We start from the raw sequence: 15,846 nt of genomic DNA, 5'->3' as shown, positions 1-15,846 counted from the left end.
CGTTCATCTTCGTGTAAGGTCGCCGGGCTTCCTGTGGACGTCCGCGTGTCGCGTTGGTGATTCCGGAGATGCGCAGGGAGACATGGATACTGGCCTGGTATCAAGGTCGTGGGGGAGCAGGGTGTAAAGTCGCCCAAACTAATCGACAAACACTTGGAGGAAGCGTGGGCATGGGACCGATCATCGGTTACGTTCCTGGCGTGTTCGATCTCTTCCACATCGGTCACCTCAACATGCTTCGCCAGGCGCGCGAGCGCTGCGACACGTTGATCGCGGGTGTGGTCTCCGACGAGGTCTGCGAGACGACGAAGGGGATCATCCCGACCGTCCCGCTCGTCGAGAGGCTGGAGATCGTCGAGGCGATCGGGATCGTGGACGCGGTCTATGCCGAGCGCACCACCGACAAGGTCGACTCCTGGCGCGAGGTCGGGTTCACCCACCTCTTCAAGGGCGATGACTGGAAGGGCACCGAGAAGGGCGACGCGCTCGAGAAGAAGATGGCGTCGGTCGGTGTCGAGGTCGTCTACTTCCCCTACACGCTCCAGACCAGCAGCACCGCTCTGCGGAAGGCCATCGCGCGAGAGGATGCCCAGGTCTCGTGACCGGCAGTGCCCCCACGACTGGCGGACAGTTCGAGATCTCCGACGACGGGGTCCTTGTCCGGGACTCCTCGACGCCGGTCCTGATTCTCTCCGTCGACGGCCAGTACGTCTGGTCCCTCACGCCCGACCGCGACGGCCACCCGGCAGACGGGGGCACCTTGGTGCCGTGGCCGACTGTGCTGACACGGTTCCTGCACGGCTCCGCGACGGTCACCATCGCCGACTACGAGGGCGAGGTGCTCTTCGAGGACAAGGTCATCCTCGGCTCCGGTGAGGGCAACATCTCGATCGTCGACGGCGGCGGCAACCCGCTCAGCGTCGACAAGGTCGGCCACCTGACTCGCTCCTTCGAGGCCACCGACACGCGCATCCGTGAGGAGATCCTCGACGGCACCCAGCGTGTCCTCGCCGACCTCCGCGACGTGGTCGGCGTCGAGGCCTACCTCAACTACGGCGCGCTCCTCGGCGCGATCCGCGAGGGCCGGATGCTCGGCCACGACTCCGACACCGACGTCTGCTACCTCTCCAAGCACACCGTCCCCGCCGAGATCATCACCGAGTCGTACGCCATCGAGCGCACCATGCGCGAGCGCGGCTGGAGCGTCCTGCGGATGTCGGGCGGCGACATCAAGGTCCTGCACCAGGTCTCGGACGGCCGCAAGGTGCACATCGACATCTTCGTGGCGTTCTACGTGCCCGACGGTGACGGCGAGCCGGTCTTCTACCAGCTCGGCAACCGCTCCGGCCGGCTGCGCCGCGAGGCGATCGTGCCGGTCTCGACGATCAACCTGCATGGCTACGACTTCCCGGCTCCCGCTGAGCCCGAGGAGATGCTGGCCTTCATCTACGGCCCGAAGTGGCGCACCCCGGACCCGTCGTTCAAGTACGCCGACCCGCCGGCCGGCGTACGTCGTCTGGACGGCTGGCTGCGCGGCTTCCGCACCGACATGGGCCACTGGACCGAGTTCCACAACACCCACGGGAGCGAACTCGAGAGCAAGCAGTCGGCCTTCGGCGCCTGGGTCCAGAAGCAGCTGCCCGAGGACGCGAAGGTGGTCGACATCGGCTCCGGCGCGATCGGGCGTGACGGTCGCTTCTTCGCCCGCAAGGGACACCAGGTGCACTCGGTGGACTTCTCCCGCGCCGCGGTGGCCGCCGTACGCCGCAGGGCCGAGCGCCACAAGCTTCCCCTGGTCTCCGAGCAGCTCATCCTCGGCGAGCTCCGTTCGACGCTGACACTGGGTGCGCGGCTGGCCCGTGACCCCCACCATCTCTACGCTCGGGACCTGATCGGCTGCCTCGACAACGGGGCGCGGAGCCAGCTCTGGACCCTGGCGAAGATGGCGCTGCGGCCCGGCGGCGGCAAGCTCTACCTCGAGTTCGCGGTCACCGGTGAGAACCTCCCCGACCCGCAGCCCGAAGGCCTCGTACGCCGCATCGACCCCGCCCTCGTCCAGGCCGAGATCGAGGCGGCCGGCGGTGTGGTCGAGCACCTCGGCATCAACGAAGGCCAGGACATGCTCGGCAACCCGCTGCCGGGCGTCGCGCGGCTCCGCGCCTCCTGGCCCGCCCTCAAAGCTGCAGAAGGAAACTGACATGTCCGACGAATCCGGCATCAAGAACATCGCTCGCGGTGCCCGCGACGCGGCCCGTACGCGTGCCTCGCTGGTGCGCCGCATCGAGGCGCTCGAGGCCGAGGTGCAGGAGCAGCGCCAGCTCAACCGGCGCGTCGCCGAGCTGACCGACATCGTCGCCGAGCTGCTCATCCCGCTGCAGGACGCCGACAAGGAGAAGGCGGAGCAGGTCCTCGCCGCCTACCGCGCGAAGATCTGATCCATAGCTCTCGGGGTCCGATCAGCCCAGCGCGTCGAGCGCCTGCCTGAGATCGTCGAGCCGCGTCCCGAGACGGCGGCGGGCATCGCCGCCGGGGCCGAGGTCGCCGCCCGTGTCGAGTTCGGCCACCGCCTCCTCCACCCCCGCGAGCCGGGAGCGGAGGTCGGTGACGACGTCGACGTCGACCCGGCCGGGCTGGGCGGCTCGCTCGTCCAGGGACCGGCGCAGCAGGTCGGCCTGGATGCTGAGCTTGCGGCTGGCGTGCCACAGGTCGACGAAGACCTGCACCTTCGCCCGCAGCAGCCACGGGTCGAACGGCTTGGCGAGGAAGTCGGCGGCACCGGTCGCGTAGCCGCGATAGGCGAGATGAGTGTCGAAGTCGTTGGCGGTCAGGAAGATGATCGGGACGTCCTTGGTGCGCTCCCGCGCCTTGATGCGGGTGGCCGTCTCGAAGCCGTCCATCCCCGGCATCTGCGCGTCGAGCAGGATCAGCGCGAAGTCGTCGTGGAGCAGGGCACGTAGGGCGTCCTCGCCGGACCCGGCTCGGACGAGGCTCTGGTTGAGCGACCCCAGGATCGCCTCGAGCGCGACCAGATTGGCGGCCCGGTCGTCGACGAGCAGGATCTTCGCCGTCCCCTGCTGATGGCGATCGCTCATGACAGCCACAACCGGAACAGCGAGAGCAGGTCGGCGACGTCGACCGGCTTGGTGATGTACTCCGAGGCGCCGGCAGCGAGGCTGTCCTCGCGGTCACCGGTCATCGCCTTCGCGGTCAGAGCGATCATCGGCAGGCTCTTGAACTGCGGGATGTCGCGGATCAGGCGCATCGCGGTCAGACCGTCCATGCCCGGCATCATGATGTCCATCAGTACGAGGTCGACGCCCGGCTCCCGCTGGAGAGCCTCGATCCCGGCCTCCCCGGACTCGGCATAGAGGACGTCGATGCCGTGCTGCTCGAGGGCGCTGGTGAGCGCGAAGACGTTGCGTACGTCGTCGTCGACGATCAGGATCCTGCGACCGACGAACTGGCCGTTCGGGTCGGCCGGCTCGGGAACGTACGTCCTGGGGGACTGCCCACCGGTTCGGCCCAGCAGCACGCTCACGTCGTCGATCGCCTCCTCGGTGGTTGCCGGTGTCTTGAGGGTCATCGCCTGGGCGTACCTGTCCAGGCGGCTCCGCTGAGCCTTGGTCACCTCGCCGACCCTACTCAGCACGACGGGGATGTTCTTGGTGCGCTTGTGGGTGCGCATCCAGCGGAGCACGTCGAAGCCGCCCTCCGTCAGGGGAAGGTCCAGGACCACACAGTCGACCTCGCGGTCGGCGAGGACCGCTTGAGCCTCGTCGGGCGAAGCCCCCAAGACCGTCTCGACCTCGTCGACCGAGCCGAACAGAGCCTCCACGACGGCGCTGGTGCCCGGGCCGGAGTCGTCGCTGCCGCCGCTGAGAACCAGCAGGACCTGGTCAGCGCCCCGGTCGGCCGCATCCTGCTGAAGGGGTGAGACCGGCTCGCTGAGGGCAGGCGTCGGAGTCTGGGCATCGATCGTCCCGGCGCTGATCCTGGGGACGTACAGCGTGAAGGAGCTGCCGTGTCCGGGGTCGCTCTTGACCTGGATCTCGCCGCCGATGAGGTGGGCGACCTCGCGGCTGATCGACAGGCCGAGACCGGTGCCGCCGAACTTGCGGCTGATCGTGCCGTCGGCCTGCTGGAACGCCTCAAAGATGACCTTCAGCTTCTCCGGCGGGATGCCGATGCCGGTGTCGACCACAGAGAACGCCAGCACCGCGTCGGCCTGCTGCAGGCTGGGTGTCGAGAAGCGCTCGCCGGAGGCGTTGCGGATCATCAGCCGGACCCCGCCGCCGTCGGTGAACTTCACCGCGTTGGAGAGCAGGTTGCGCAGCACCTGCTGCAGCCGGTGCTGGTCCGAGCGGAGCACCCGGGGCACGTCGGGGTCGACGCTGACGATGAAGTCGAGGTCCTTCTCGGCGGTCAGCGGCCGGAAGGTCGCCTCGACGTACTCGACCACCGAGGTCACCGCGACGTCGGTGACGTGGACGTCCATCTTGCCCGCCTCGACCTTGGACAGGTCGAGGATGTCGTTGATCAGCTGGAGGAGATCGGTGCCGGCGCCGTGGATGGTGCGGGAGTACTCCACCTGGCGGGAGTTGAGGTTGCCGTCGACGTTGTCGGAGAGCAACCGGGCCAGGATGAGCAGCGAGTTGAGCGGCGTACGCAGCTCGTGCGACATGTTGGCCAGGAACTCGGACTTGTAGCGGGACGAGAGGGCGAGCTGCTCGGCGCGTTCCTCCAGGCCGCGCCGGGCGTCCTCGATCTCGAGGTTCTTGATCTCGATCGCCTGGTTCTGGTCCGCGAGCTGGCGCGCCTTCTCCTCGAGAGCGGCGTTGGTCTGCTGCAGCTCGACCTGCTGACGCTCGCCCTCGTCCTGCTTGTCCTGGAGCTCGGCGGCGAGACGCTGCGACTCGACCAGCAGCTCCTCGGTGCGCGAGCTGGCCATGATCGCGTTGAGCGAGACCCCGATCGACTCCGCGAGCTGCTCGAGGAACTGCATGTGGACGGCGCTGAAGGGCCGGAACGAGGCCAGCTCGACGACGCCGATCACCTTCTCCTCGAACGCCACCGGGAGCACGACGATCGAGGTCGGTGCCGCCGACCCGTGGCCCGAGGAGATCCGCAGGAACTCGGCCGGCACGTCGCGCACGATGATCGGCTGGCGGTCGTACGCCGCCTGCCCGACCAGTCCCTCGCCGAGCGCGAAGACGTCGGGGACGTCGGGACCGGGCTGGTAGCCGTAGGAGGCGATCCGGCGCAGGACCTTGGGGCCGCCGTGCTCGGAGGTCTGGTCGGTGAGGAAGATCGAGCCCTGCTGCGCGCCGACCAGCGGGGTGAGCTCCGAGACGATCAGCCGGGCGACCTCGAGCAGGTCCCGCCCGCCCTGCATGTGGCCGGTGAACCGGGCAAGGTTGGTCTTGAGCCAGTCCTGGTCCTCGTTGGCCCTGGTGGTCTCCCGCAGCGAGTCGATCATCTCGTTGAGGTTGTCCTTCAAGTCGGCGACCTCGCCGGCGGCCCCGACGGTGATCTGCCGGCTCAGGTCGCCCTGGGTCACCGCAGCGGAGACCTCGGCGATCGCGCGGAGCTGTGTGGTCAGCGTCGAGGCGAGCTGGTTGACGTTCTCCGTGAGCCCGCGCCAGGTGCCGGAGACGTCGGCAACCTCGGCCTGGCCACCGAGCTTGCCCTCGGTGCCGACCTCGCGGGCGACACGGGTGACCTCGTCGGCGAAGGAGGAGAGCTGGTCGACCATGGTGTTGACCGTGGACTTGAGCTCGAGGATCTCGCCGCGGGCGTCGACGGTGATCTTCTGGGTCAGGTCGCCTCGGGCGACGGCGGTGGTGACCTGGGCGATGTTGCGGACCTGGGAGGTCAGGTTGGAGGCCATCGAGTTGACCGAGTCGGTGAGGTCCTTCCAGGTGCCGGCCACGCCGCGTACGTGGGCCTGACCGCCCAGCGATCCCTCGGTGCCGACCTCGCGGGCGACACGGGTGACCTCGTCGGCGAAGGTACGCAGTGTGTCGACCATCGCGTTGAGCGTGCCGGCCAGGGCGGCGACCTCACCGCGGGCCTCGATGGAGATCTTCTGCGACAGGTCGCCCTGCGAGACCGCCTTGGAGACCTGGGCGATGCTGCGGACCTGGTTGGTCAGGTTGGAGGCCATCGAGTTCACCGAGACGGTCAGGTCGCGCCAGGTGCCGGCGACACCCGGGACCTGAGCCTGGCCACCGAGCGCGCCCTCGGTGCCGACCTCGCGGGCCACACGGGTGACCTCGTCGGCGAACGAGCCGAGCTGGTCGACCATGGTGTTGATGGTCGACTTGAGCTCGAGGATCTCGCCGCGGGCGTCGACGGTGATCTTCTGGGTCAGGTCGCCTCGGGCGACGGCGGTGGTGACCTGGGCGATGTTGCGGACCTGGGAGGTCAGGTTGGAGGCCATCGAGTTGACCGAGTCGGTGAGGTCCTTCCAGGTGCCCGAGACGTCGTGCACGTCGGCCTGGCCGCCGAGCTTGCCCTCGGTGCCGACCTCGCGGGCCACACGGGTGACCTCGGCCGCGAAGGAGGAGAGCTGGTCGACCATGGTGTTGATCGTCGACTTGAGCTCGAGGATCTCACCGCGGGCGTCGACGGTGATCTGCCGGCTCAGGTCGCCACGGGCCACCGCGGTGGTGACCTGGGCGATGTTTCGCACCTGGGCGGTCAGCGTGCCGGCCATGAAGTTCACCGAGTCGGTCAGGTCGCGCCAGGTGCCGGAGACGCCGGGCACCGCGGCCTGGCCACCGAGCTGACCCTCGCCGCCGACCTCGCGGGCGACGCGGGTGACCTCGTCGGCGAAGGCGGAGAGCTGGTCGACCATGGTGTTGACGGTGGTCTTGAGCTCGGCGAGCTCGCCGCGTACGTCGACGGTGATCTTCTGGGACAGGTCGCCGCCGGCCACCGCGGTGGTGACCTGGGCGATGTTGCGGACCTGGTTGGTCAGGTTGGTCGCCATGGAGTTGACGGAGTCGGTGAGGTCCTTCCAGCGGCCGCCGACGCCCGGGACCTCGGCCTGCCCGCCCAGCATGCCCTCGGTGCCGACCTCGCGGGCGACTCGGGTGACCTCGTCGGCGAAGGCGGAGAGCTGGTCGACCATGGTGTTGACGGTGGTCTTGAGCTCGGCGAGCTCGCCGCGTACGTCGACGGTGATCTTCTGGGACAGGTCGCCGCCGGCCACCGCGGTGGTGACCTGGGCGATGTCGCGGACCTGGTTGGTCAGGTTGGAGGCCATCGAGTTCACCGAGTCGGTGAGGTCCTTCCACCGGCCGGCGACGCCGGGAACCTCGGCCTGGCCTCCGAGGATGCCCTCGGTGCCGACCTCGCGGGCGACGCGGGTGACCTCGTCGGCGAAGGTCTGCAGGGTGGCGGTCATCGAGTTGAGCGTCTCGGCGAGTTCGGCGACCTCACCGCGCGCGGTGACCGTGATCTGCTGCGACAGGTCGCCGCGGGCGACGGCCTTGGCGACCGAGGAGATACCTCGCACCTGGGAGGTCAGGTTGGAGGCCATCGTGTTGACCGAGTCGGTCAGGTCGCGCCAGGTGCCGGAGACGCCGCGTACGTCGGCCTGGCCGCCGAGACGGCCCTCGGTGCCGACCTCGCGGGCGACACGGGTGACCTCGGCGGCGAACGAGGACAGCTGGCCGACCATCCGGTCGACGGTGTCCTTGAGCTGCGCCATCTCGCCGGAGACCTCGATGGTGACCGTACGGGACAGGTCGCCGTTGGCGACGGCGGTGGTGACCTCGGCGATGTCGCGGACCTGAGCGGTCAGCCGCGAGGACATCGTGTTGACCGCGTCGACGAGGTCGCGCCAGGTGCCGGAGGCGTTCCGCACGCGGGCGCGACCACCGAGCTTGCCCTCGGTGCCGACCTCGCGGGTGACCCGCGCGATCTCCTCGGTGATCGTGGCGAGCTGGGCGACCAGGCCGTTCACGCTCTTGGCGACCAGCAGCGGGTCGCCCTTGAGAGCGCGGCTGCCGTGGCGTACGTCCATCGTCTGGGTGAGGTCGCCCGCAGAGACGGCGGCGACGACCCGGGCGACGTCGGCGGTCGGGCGTGCCAGGTCGGCGACCAGCTTGTTGGCGTCCTCGACGGCGCCGGCCCAAGCACCGCCGCCGATGCTCGGCCGGAGCCGTTCGTCGTGGTGGCCGTCGCGGCCGGCCTCGCGGCGTACGCGCGCGATCTCGCCGGTCAGGTGGTTCAGCCGTTCGGCGATCTCGTTGTGAATGGAGGCGAGGTCACCGAGCGGCCCGTCGACAGGCTCGAGCCGGCCGGTGAAGATACCGTCGCGCATCGCGGTCATCGCGTCCTTGAGTTGGCGCAGCGTGACCTGATCGACCGTCACCTGCTCGGGGAGCGTGGCCGACCTCGATGCGTCCGTCGATGAGGGCATCCCTGCCTCCTCTCGCGCTGATCCGCGCGTCTGCTGAAGTGTCCCACTCCTCGGCTGGCCGTGGCCCACAAATGATCGTTCACCACCGATTCTGGTAATTCCTTGACCTACCTGCCGGTACCTTGCCGTGATCAGTGCCATACCAGCGCCAAAGGGGTGCACAATCGGCGGTGGTCATGAGTATCGGAGCCAAGACACTCTCTCGAACCTTCGAGCCGGCACCGACGTCGGTCTCCGAGGCGCGCCGTTTCGCGCGCGAGGTGCTTGACGAATGGGGCCTCGACGACCTCCTCGACGACGTCGTCCTGCTGACCAGCGAGCTGGTGACCAACGCCGTGACCCACGCCGGCACGCCCATGACCGTGGCGGTCGTACGCGAGGAGGACCGGCTCCGCATCGACGTCTTCGACCAGCACCCGACCCGGGTGCTCCCGGTCGGTGCCAACGCTCGTCCCGGGGCAGGCGAGCACGGCCGCGGGCTGCTCATCACCTCGGCGCTGGCGACTGCCTGGGGAGTGGAGTACCGCCGGGACCACAAGCGGGTGTGGGCAGCGTTCGCGCTCGTGGAGACGACCCTCGACGTGGATGCGCCCAACGGGGTAGTCCCGGAGGGCCAGGACGTACGCCGCCGGGAGAGCGTGGCCACGCCCGGCCGGGATCCGCTGGGACTGAGCGGGCTCGCCCTCAACCAGCTCGCGCTCGCCGACATCCTCGACCTCGTGGTGGAGCAGACCCGGGAGCGTTTCGACGCTGACGCTGCGTACCTCCTGCTCGAGGACGAGATGGAGGACCGGTTCGTCGTGGCCGCGACGAGCGGGTCGGCTGCGCTGATCAAGGGGCGGAGCGTGCGCCGTGGCGAGGGCGGTGCGCCGAGCCTCAAGGCCTCGTTCCGGCCGCTGGCGATCGGGGACCTGCGTGCCACGCCGGTCGAGCTGCTCCGCGGGCTCGAGCTGCGCTCGCTGGTGACCGCCCCAGTGGCCTTCGAGGGCCGGGTGATCGGCACCTTGGCGGTCGCGAAGAAGAAGCCGGGCAGCTTCGCGACCGAGGACGGCGCCGAGCTGCAGCGGGTCGCGGACTGGGCCGCACCGAGCGTCGACCGGGCCTCCACGCGGGCTGCGGATGGTGAGCGGCGCGCCTGGCTGTCGTTCCTGGGGGAGACGAGCGTGATGCTGGCCGGGTCGCTGGACCTGGAGACGACGACCGCGATGACCGGCCAGATCGTCGTGCCCCGGCTGGCGACCTGGTGCGGCATCTACCTCAACGACGTACGTGACCATCCTCGGCTCCAGTTCGCCTGGCACGCCGACGAGCACCAGCTCGACGAGGTGCGGGACGCCTTGGAGGATGCGACCCCGGACGGCCCGGAGGTGCCCGCCGTGCCCGACCTCGACGGCGAGGTCGCGATCCTCCCGTTGGAGGCCCGCAACCGGGTCATCGGGTGGCTCACCCTCGGACGCCCGGCCGGTGAGCCGCTGCGCCGCGAGCGCCTGATGGTGGCGGAGTCGGTGGCCCGCCGGGCGGCCCTGGCCATCGACAACGCCCGCGCCCACACCGAGCTCCAGGAGATCGGCCGGTCCCTGCAGCGCAGCCTGCTGCCGGCGGTGCTGCCAGAGATCCCGGGCGTCGACATCGGGGTGGGCTACGAGCCGACGGGGGAGTTCAACGAGGCCGGCGGCGACTTCTACGACATCTTCGCGCTCGGCGCCGGGCGCTGGGGCTTCATGGTCGGCGACGTGTGCGGCGTCGGGCCGGAGGCGGCTGCGGTCGCCGGGATGTCGCGGCACACGGTACGGGCGCTGATGCGGGCCGGCATCCCGATCGCCCCGACCCTGGAGCGGCTCAACTCCGCGATCAGCGACGAGGGCCTGCGGGGCCGGTTCATCACGCTCGTGTGCGGCACGCTCGAGGTCACCTCCGCGTCCCGCTTCCGAGTGCGGCTCGTCTGTGCCGGCCATCCGCCGCCGTTCCTGGTCACCCGTGCCCGGCCTGGCGTCTCCGCTCGACGGGTAGGCCGGTCGCAGGCGCTCCTCGGAGTGCTCGACTCGGTCGACTACATCGAGGAGGAGGTGACGGTCGAGCGGGGCGACCGGCTCGTCGTCGTCACCGACGGTGTCCTCGAGCGGCGCGCCGGGGACACGATGTTCGAGGAGGCCGGGGTCGAAGCCGTCCTCGCCACGGGCATCGACGTGGGAGCGCAGGTCGTCGCCGACCGGCTGCTGCGGGCTGTCGCCGACTTCTCCGCCGTGCCGCCCTCCGACGACATGGCCGTCCTCGTCCTCGACCTGGGCAGAGCCGTCTCCTAGGGTGCGCTGAACTCCTCGTGACCGAGGACCGCGAGCAGCCGGATCTTCTCCTCCGCCTCGCTGCCCGGCACCGGCGTCAGCACCAGCAGCGCCTGGCCCTGGTCCTGGGCGGACAGCACCTGGCAGTCGACGTCGATGCGGCCGACCTGCGGGTGCAACAGCGTCTTGTGGTCCTCGTAGCGGTGGGTGACCTCGTGCCGTTCCCACAGCTCGCGGAACTCCTCGGACCTGTCGAGCAGGAGGCGTACGAGCTCGCCGGCGCGGGAGCGCTCGCCGAGTGCTCCGTACGCCATCCGCAGGCTCGCGACCAGACCCCGGCCGTGCGTGTCGTGGTAGTCCGGCGGGTAGACGCTGCGCGTCGAGGGATCGGTGAACCAGCGGTAGGCCTCGCAGCGGTCCCAGCCGGTCAGCGCCGCCCGGTCCCCGAAGATCGTGGTCGCGAGCCGGTTGGCGACCAGCGTCTCGCCGAGCGCGGACATGATCATCGCCGGGGTGTCCTCGAGCCGGTCCAGCACGCGCAGCAGCGCCGGGGCGACGTGGCCGTCCTCGAACGTACGCCGCGGGGCGTTGTGGCCGGCCAGCCGGTAGAGATGGTCGCGCTCGTCGATGGTCAGGCGCAGCGCCCGGGCGAGCGCGGAGAGCATCTGGTCGGAGGGCTGCGGACCGCGCTGCTGCTCGAGGCGTACGTAGTAGTCGGTCGACATCCCGGTCAGCGCGGCGACCTCCTCGCGGCGCAGGCCGGGCGTGCGCCGGCGGGGCCCGGAGATCAGGCCGACGTCCTGCGGGCGGAGCGCCTCACGGCGGCGTCGGAGGAAGTCGGCGAGGGAGGCGCGGTCCATGGCATCCATGATGCGGGTCAGGCTCGTACGCAACCAGGGACCGCCGATCCCACGATCACCAGGTCTCTCCCGCAGCCGGATCCGCCGCCGCAAGGTGGAGGCATGAACATCACCGGAAACACCATCTTCATCCCCGGAGCGACCTCCGGGATCGGCCTCGCTCTCGCTCTGCGCCTGAAGGAGCGCGGCAACACCGTCATCGTCGGCGGCAGGCGTACGTCGCTGCTCTCCGAGCTGGCCCAGGTGCACGGCTTCGACACCGTCCGCATCGACACCGCCGACGCCGCCTCGATCGCGGAGGCGACCGCCGATGTGGTCAGTCGCTTCCCGGATCTGAACGTGCTCGTCGCGATGGCGGGGATCATGCGCCAGGAGGACTGGACCACGCCGGGCTTCCTCGCCGATGCCGAGGAGACCGTGGTGACCAACGTGCTCGGTCCGATCCGGCTCATCGACGCGCTCGTGCCGCAGCTGCGTGAGCGTCCCGGCGCCACGATCCTCACCGTCTCCTCGGGGCTCGCCCACACGCCGCTGCGGTTCACGCCCACCTACAACGCCACCAAGGCGGCGATCCACCAGCTCTCCGAGTCGATCCGGATGCAGCTGGAGCCGATCGGGATCCAGGTCACCGAGCTCGTCCCGCCGGCGGTCCGCACGGCCCTGATGCCTGGCCACGAGAGCTCTGAGCACGCGATGCCGCTCGAGGCGTACGTCGATGAGGTGATGGCGCTCCTCGAGGCCGATCTCGAGGCCCACGAGGTGCTCGTGGAGCAGGTCAAGCTGCTGCGCTACGCCGAGGTCCGCGGTGACTACGACCAGATCATCGGGGTCCTCAACGCGGCCGAGGAACGGGTCCGCTGACCCCGGATCTGCGGCCGGGCGCGGCGGCCTAGACTGAGCCAACATGAGCGAGCTCACCGTGATCGTGCTGGCCGCCGGGGGCGGCACCCGGATGAAGTCCAAGACTCCCAAGATGCTCCACCAGATCGCGGGCCGGAGTCTCGTGGGCCATGTCCTGGCCGCGGTCTCGGAGGCCGGGGCGTCCCGTGTCGTCGCCGTCGTGGGACACCAGCGGGAGCTGGTCGAGCCCCACATCAACGAGATCCTGCCCGAGGCCGTGATCGCGGTCCAGACCGAGCAGCTCGGCACGGCGCACGCCGTGCGGGTGGCGGTCGAGGCCGGCGCGGTCTCCGGCGGGACGGTGCTCGTCACGTACGGCGACACGCCCCTGCTGCGCGGTGAGTCGCTGCGCGCTCTGGTGGCCGACCACGAGGCCGCCGGCCGGGCCGCGACGATCCTGAGCGGGATCGTCCCGGAGCCCTTCGGCTACGGCCGGATCCTGCGTGGCGACGCCGGGGTCGCCGGGATCGTCGAGGAGAAGGACGCGACCGACGAGGAGCGGGCGATCACCGAGATCAACTCGGGGATCATCGCCTTCGACGGCGGGTTCCTGGCCGAGGTGCTGCCGCGGATCGGCAACGACAACGCCAAGAAGGAGTTCTACCTCACCGACGCGATCGCGCTGGCGGTCTCGGACGGGCTGGGGGTGGACGCGTTCGTCCTCGACGACGTCAGCGAGGCCGAGGGCGCCAACGACCGGGCCCAGCTCGCCGCGCTCGGGAAGATCCTCAACGACCGGATCGTGACCCGGTGGATGAAGGACGGCGTCACCGTGATGGACCCGGCCACGACCTGGATCGACGCCGACGTCGAGCTCGCGCCCGACGTCACCATCCTGCCCGGCACCCAGCTCATCGGTGCCACCCGGATCGACGAGGACGCGGTGGTCGGCCCCGACTGCACGCTGAAGGACACCGAGGTCGGCCACGGTGCCCGGGTGGTGCGTACGCAGGCAGAGCTCGCCGTCGTCGGACCCGGTGCCAACGTCGGACCGTTCTCCTACCTGCGGCCTGGCACGGTGCTCGGCGAGGAGGGCAAGATCGGCGGCTTCGTCGAGGTCAAGAACTCGACCATCGGGCCCGGCGCCAAGGTGCCGCACCTGTCCTACGTCGGAGACGCGACGATCGGCGAGGGCTCCAACATCGGGGCCGGCACGATCTTCGCCAACTACGACGGGGTCAACAAGCACAAGACCCGGATCGGACGCCACGTGAAGTCGGGGTCAGGTGTGACCTTTGTCGCCCCGGTGGTCGTCGGAGACGGTGCGACGACCGGTGGCGAGGCCCTCATCCGGGAGGACGTCCCGCCTGGTGCGCTGGCCGTCTCCGCAGGTCAGCAGCGGATCATCGAGGGGTGGGCGTTGACCAAGAGGGCGGGCACAGCGCAGGCGGCCGCTGCCGAGGAAGCACTCGAGTCGGGCGTACCCATCCTCGGTGAACCCCCGGCGACAGGCGAGTGACCCCCGGGGTTGGGTCAGGCAGCGAAGTTGATGGAGAATCCAAGTGCAGTGACCCCGGGGGTAGGAGCCAGCACATGACCAAGCGCACCACCGAGAAGCAGATGATGCTCTTCAGCGGCCGGGCTCACCCGGTCCTCGCCGAGGAGGTCGCCGACCTTCTGGGAACGAAGCTGACACCGACCTCGGCCTACGACTTCGCCAACTCCGAGATCTACGTACGCTACGAGGAGTCGGTGCGCGGTTCGGACGCGTTCGTCATCCAGTCGCACACGGCGCCGATCAACCAGTGGCTCATGGAGCACCTGATCATGGTCGACGCGCTGAAGCGTGCCTCGGCCAAGCGGATCACCGTCGTGATGCCGTTCTGGGGCTACTCCCGCCAGGACAAGAAGCACCGCGGTCGCGAGCCGATCTCGGCTCGTCTGGTCGCTGACATGTTCAAGACCGCGGGTGCTGACCGGATCATCTCCGTCGACCTCCACGCCGACCAGCTCCAAGGCTACTTCGACGGTCCCGTCGACCACCTGATGGCGCTGCCGCTGCTGACCGACTACATCAAGGACAAGTACGGCAACCAGCCCCTCGCCGTCGTCTCTCCCGACGCCGGCCGGATCAAGGTCGCCGAGCGCTGGGCGGCCCGCCTTGGTGGGGCGCCGCTGGCGTTCATCCACAAGACCCGCGACATCAACCGGCCCAACGAGACGGTCGCCAACCGCGTCGTGGGTGAGGTCAAGGACCGCATCTGCATCCTCACCGACGACATGATCGACACCGGTGGCACGATCGTGAAGGCCGCTGACGCGCTCATGGCCGAGGGCGCCGCCGGTGTGATCATCTGCGCCACCCACGCGATCCTCTCCGACCCCGCCGTCGACCGGCTGAAGAACTCCACCGCCACCGAGGTCGTCATCACCAACACCCTCCCGGTGCCGGAGGAGAAGCAGTTCGACAAGCTCACCACGCTCTCCATCGCCCCCATGCTCGCCCGCGCGATCCGCGAGGTCTTCGAGGACGGCTCGGTGACCTCGATGTTCGACGGTCACGCCTGACCCTGCTTCTGTCGTGGCGGGCGACTTCGAGCTGACGATCGACGAGCTCCGTGTCGTCGCCCGCTACGTCTCGGAGACCGCTGCCGAGGTCCTGCCTCTGTTCGAGGCTGCCTGCCCCGACGACCTTCGACCGAGGCTGGCGCTGGATGCGGCCTGGGAGTTCGTCGGTGGTGCCAGACGTACGAAGCTGCAGCGCGTCACCTCCTTGGACGCCCATCGCGCGGCCAAGGAAGCGCCTTCCGAGGCGGCTCGGCTGGCCGCCCGAAGCGCGGGCGACGCCGCTTCGGCCGCCTACCTCCATCCGCTCGCCGATGCCGCCCAGGTCGGGCACATCCTCCGCGCCGCGGCCAGCGTCGCTCGGATCGCGGAGATCTCCGAGTCCGGGGCTGCCGTGGCCTCCCTGGACCGTGCGGTCGAGCGGGCGAGCCCGGTGCTGATCGACGTACTCGCGCGCTATCCCGTCGTGCCGGCCGGCAAGAACCGTGTCGCAGAGCTCATGAGCACCCTCGACAGCCGATTGAGAGCGTCTGGCTGACGATCGGTTGTCAGGGCCCGATGAACCGGGCCGCGACCTCATCGGAGAGCGCGGCGTCGATCCGCGCCCGGAGCTCGGGCTGCGTCTCCGGGAGCGGGAGCCAGAGCAGCTCTGTTCCAATCTTGCGGCGGAGGTCGACGATGAAGTCTGGGATCGCCATGTTGTTCACGGTAGCTGGGCGATTTTCGGGGCTGGGGTGGGCCGCCGACCCGTTTTGGGAGGGTCTTCTCGATCTGGTCCGGCGTCAAGGACGGGCCTTCGGCCCGCCGGCTTCGCCGGCCGCTTCGCGGTCCTGGACTCCGGACCAGATCGAGAAAAGATTTGGCTGGCTAT

At 69.6% G+C, this 15,846-nt stretch carries 12 protein-coding genes; 8 read left to right on the top strand and 4 right to left on the bottom strand.

Annotated elements, in window-relative coordinates; translation table 11 throughout:
• Positions 1–170 precede the first annotated feature (170 nt).
• From ABTW65_RS12600 to ABTW65_RS12590, 3 genes are read left to right on the top strand one after another with little or no spacing between them, the layout of a single operon-like run.
• Positions 171–602 carry an FAD synthase family protein gene (locus tag ABTW65_RS12600; protein WP_350660472.1) on the top strand — a complete coding sequence of 144 codons (432 nt, stop codon included), beginning with the start codon at positions 171–173 and terminating at the stop codon, positions 600–602.
• Positions 599–2,197 (top strand): LicD family protein, encoded by a 1,599-nt coding sequence (locus tag ABTW65_RS12595; RefSeq protein WP_350660470.1) that lies wholly within the window; start codon positions 599–601, stop codon positions 2,195–2,197. The genes ABTW65_RS12600 and ABTW65_RS12595 overlap by 4 nt, the downstream gene beginning before the upstream one ends.
• 1 nt (position 2,198) lies before the next feature.
• Positions 2,199–2,435, top strand: a complete 237-nt coding sequence (locus ABTW65_RS12590; protein WP_350660468.1) for a DUF6752 domain-containing protein — start codon at positions 2,199–2,201, stop codon at positions 2,433–2,435.
• Between the two features lie 21 nt (positions 2,436–2,456).
• Here ABTW65_RS12590 and ABTW65_RS12585 read toward each other — a convergent pair whose 3' ends face one another.
• Together ABTW65_RS12585 and ABTW65_RS12580 are read right to left on the bottom strand one after the other, a co-directional pair.
• Positions 2,457–3,092 carry a response regulator gene (locus ABTW65_RS12585; protein WP_350660465.1) on the bottom strand — a complete coding sequence of 212 codons (636 nt, stop codon included), beginning with the start codon at positions 3,090–3,092 and terminating at the stop codon, positions 2,457–2,459.
• Entirely contained in the window at positions 3,089–8,428 is a 5,340-nt protein-coding gene (locus ABTW65_RS12580) for a hybrid sensor histidine kinase/response regulator (RefSeq protein WP_350660463.1), read from the bottom strand. Before ABTW65_RS12580 ends, ABTW65_RS12585 begins: the two co-directional genes overlap by 4 nt.
• Before the next feature lie 176 nt (positions 8,429–8,604).
• Between ABTW65_RS12580 and ABTW65_RS12575 the strand changes: the two genes are divergently transcribed.
• Positions 8,605–10,731, top strand: a complete 2,127-nt coding sequence (locus tag ABTW65_RS12575) for a SpoIIE family protein phosphatase (protein ID WP_350660461.1) — start codon at positions 8,605–8,607, stop codon at positions 10,729–10,731.
• On the opposite strand, the gene ABTW65_RS12570 is transcribed toward ABTW65_RS12575, so the two are convergent.
• A complete protein-coding gene (locus tag ABTW65_RS12570) occupies positions 10,728–11,570 on the bottom strand; it encodes a helix-turn-helix transcriptional regulator (RefSeq protein ID WP_350660459.1) in 843 nt (280 codons plus the stop codon). The genes ABTW65_RS12575 and ABTW65_RS12570 overlap by 4 nt on opposite strands.
• Positions 11,571–11,672: 102 nt before the next feature.
• Between ABTW65_RS12570 and ABTW65_RS12565 the strand changes: the two genes are divergently transcribed.
• The 4 genes from ABTW65_RS12565 (at position 11,673) to ABTW65_RS12550 (ending at position 15,513) form a co-directional block, all read left to right on the top strand.
• The gene (locus ABTW65_RS12565) at positions 11,673–12,431 is read left to right on the top strand and encodes an SDR family oxidoreductase (RefSeq protein WP_350660457.1); all 759 of its coding nucleotides are present in this window, start codon (positions 11,673–11,675) and stop codon (positions 12,429–12,431) included.
• A gap of 43 nt (positions 12,432–12,474) precedes the next feature.
• A complete protein-coding gene (gene glmU / locus ABTW65_RS12560) occupies positions 12,475–13,929 on the top strand; it encodes a bifunctional UDP-N-acetylglucosamine diphosphorylase/glucosamine-1-phosphate N-acetyltransferase GlmU (RefSeq protein WP_350660455.1) in 1,455 nt (484 codons plus the stop codon).
• Between the two features lie 74 nt (positions 13,930–14,003).
• Entirely contained in the window at positions 14,004–14,978 is a 975-nt protein-coding gene (locus ABTW65_RS12555) for a ribose-phosphate diphosphokinase (RefSeq protein ID WP_350660453.1), read from the top strand.
• Between the two features lie 13 nt (positions 14,979–14,991).
• Entirely contained in the window at positions 14,992–15,513 is a 522-nt protein-coding gene (locus ABTW65_RS12550) for a putative immunity protein (RefSeq protein ID WP_350660451.1), read from the top strand.
• Positions 15,514–15,523: 10 nt separating this feature from the next.
• Here ABTW65_RS12550 and ABTW65_RS12545 read toward each other — a convergent pair whose 3' ends face one another.
• Complete coding sequence (locus ABTW65_RS12545) at positions 15,524–15,673, bottom strand: hypothetical protein (protein ID WP_350660449.1); 150 nt, start codon at positions 15,671–15,673, stop codon at positions 15,524–15,526.
• Positions 15,674–15,846: the final 173 nt, after the last annotated feature.

The organism is Nocardioides sp. NPDC127503, assembly GCF_040302165.1.
Taxonomy (GTDB): domain Bacteria; phylum Actinomycetota; class Actinomycetes; order Propionibacteriales; family Nocardioidaceae; genus Nocardioides.
This window is presented reverse-complemented; position numbering and strand designations above follow the sequence as displayed.

Excerpts from the sequence above, each read along its gene's own strand:
- ABTW65_RS12600 (WP_350660472.1), top strand. The coding sequence starts at position 171 with ATGGGACCGATCATCGGTTACGTTCCTGGCGTGTTCGATCTCTTCCAC.
- ABTW65_RS12590 (WP_350660468.1), top strand. The coding sequence starts at position 2,199 with ATGTCCGACGAATCCGGCATCAAGAACATCGCTCGCGGTGCCCGCGAC.
- ABTW65_RS12585 (WP_350660465.1), bottom strand. The coding sequence starts at position 3,092 with ATGAGCGATCGCCATCAGCAGGGGACGGCGAAGATCCTGCTCGTCGAC.
- ABTW65_RS12580 (WP_350660463.1), bottom strand. The coding sequence starts at position 8,428 with ATGCCCTCATCGACGGACGCATCGAGGTCGGCCACGCTCCCCGAGCAG.
- ABTW65_RS12575 (WP_350660461.1), top strand. The coding sequence starts at position 8,605 with ATGAGTATCGGAGCCAAGACACTCTCTCGAACCTTCGAGCCGGCACCG.
- ABTW65_RS12570 (WP_350660459.1), bottom strand. The coding sequence starts at position 11,570 with ATGGACCGCGCCTCCCTCGCCGACTTCCTCCGACGCCGCCGTGAGGCG.
- ABTW65_RS12565 (WP_350660457.1), top strand. The coding sequence starts at position 11,673 with ATGAACATCACCGGAAACACCATCTTCATCCCCGGAGCGACCTCCGGG.
- glmU (WP_350660455.1), top strand. The coding sequence starts at position 12,475 with ATGAGCGAGCTCACCGTGATCGTGCTGGCCGCCGGGGGCGGCACCCGG.
- ABTW65_RS12555 (WP_350660453.1), top strand. The coding sequence starts at position 14,004 with ATGACCAAGCGCACCACCGAGAAGCAGATGATGCTCTTCAGCGGCCGG.
- ABTW65_RS12545 (WP_350660449.1), bottom strand. The coding sequence starts at position 15,673 with ATGGCGATCCCAGACTTCATCGTCGACCTCCGCCGCAAGATTGGAACA.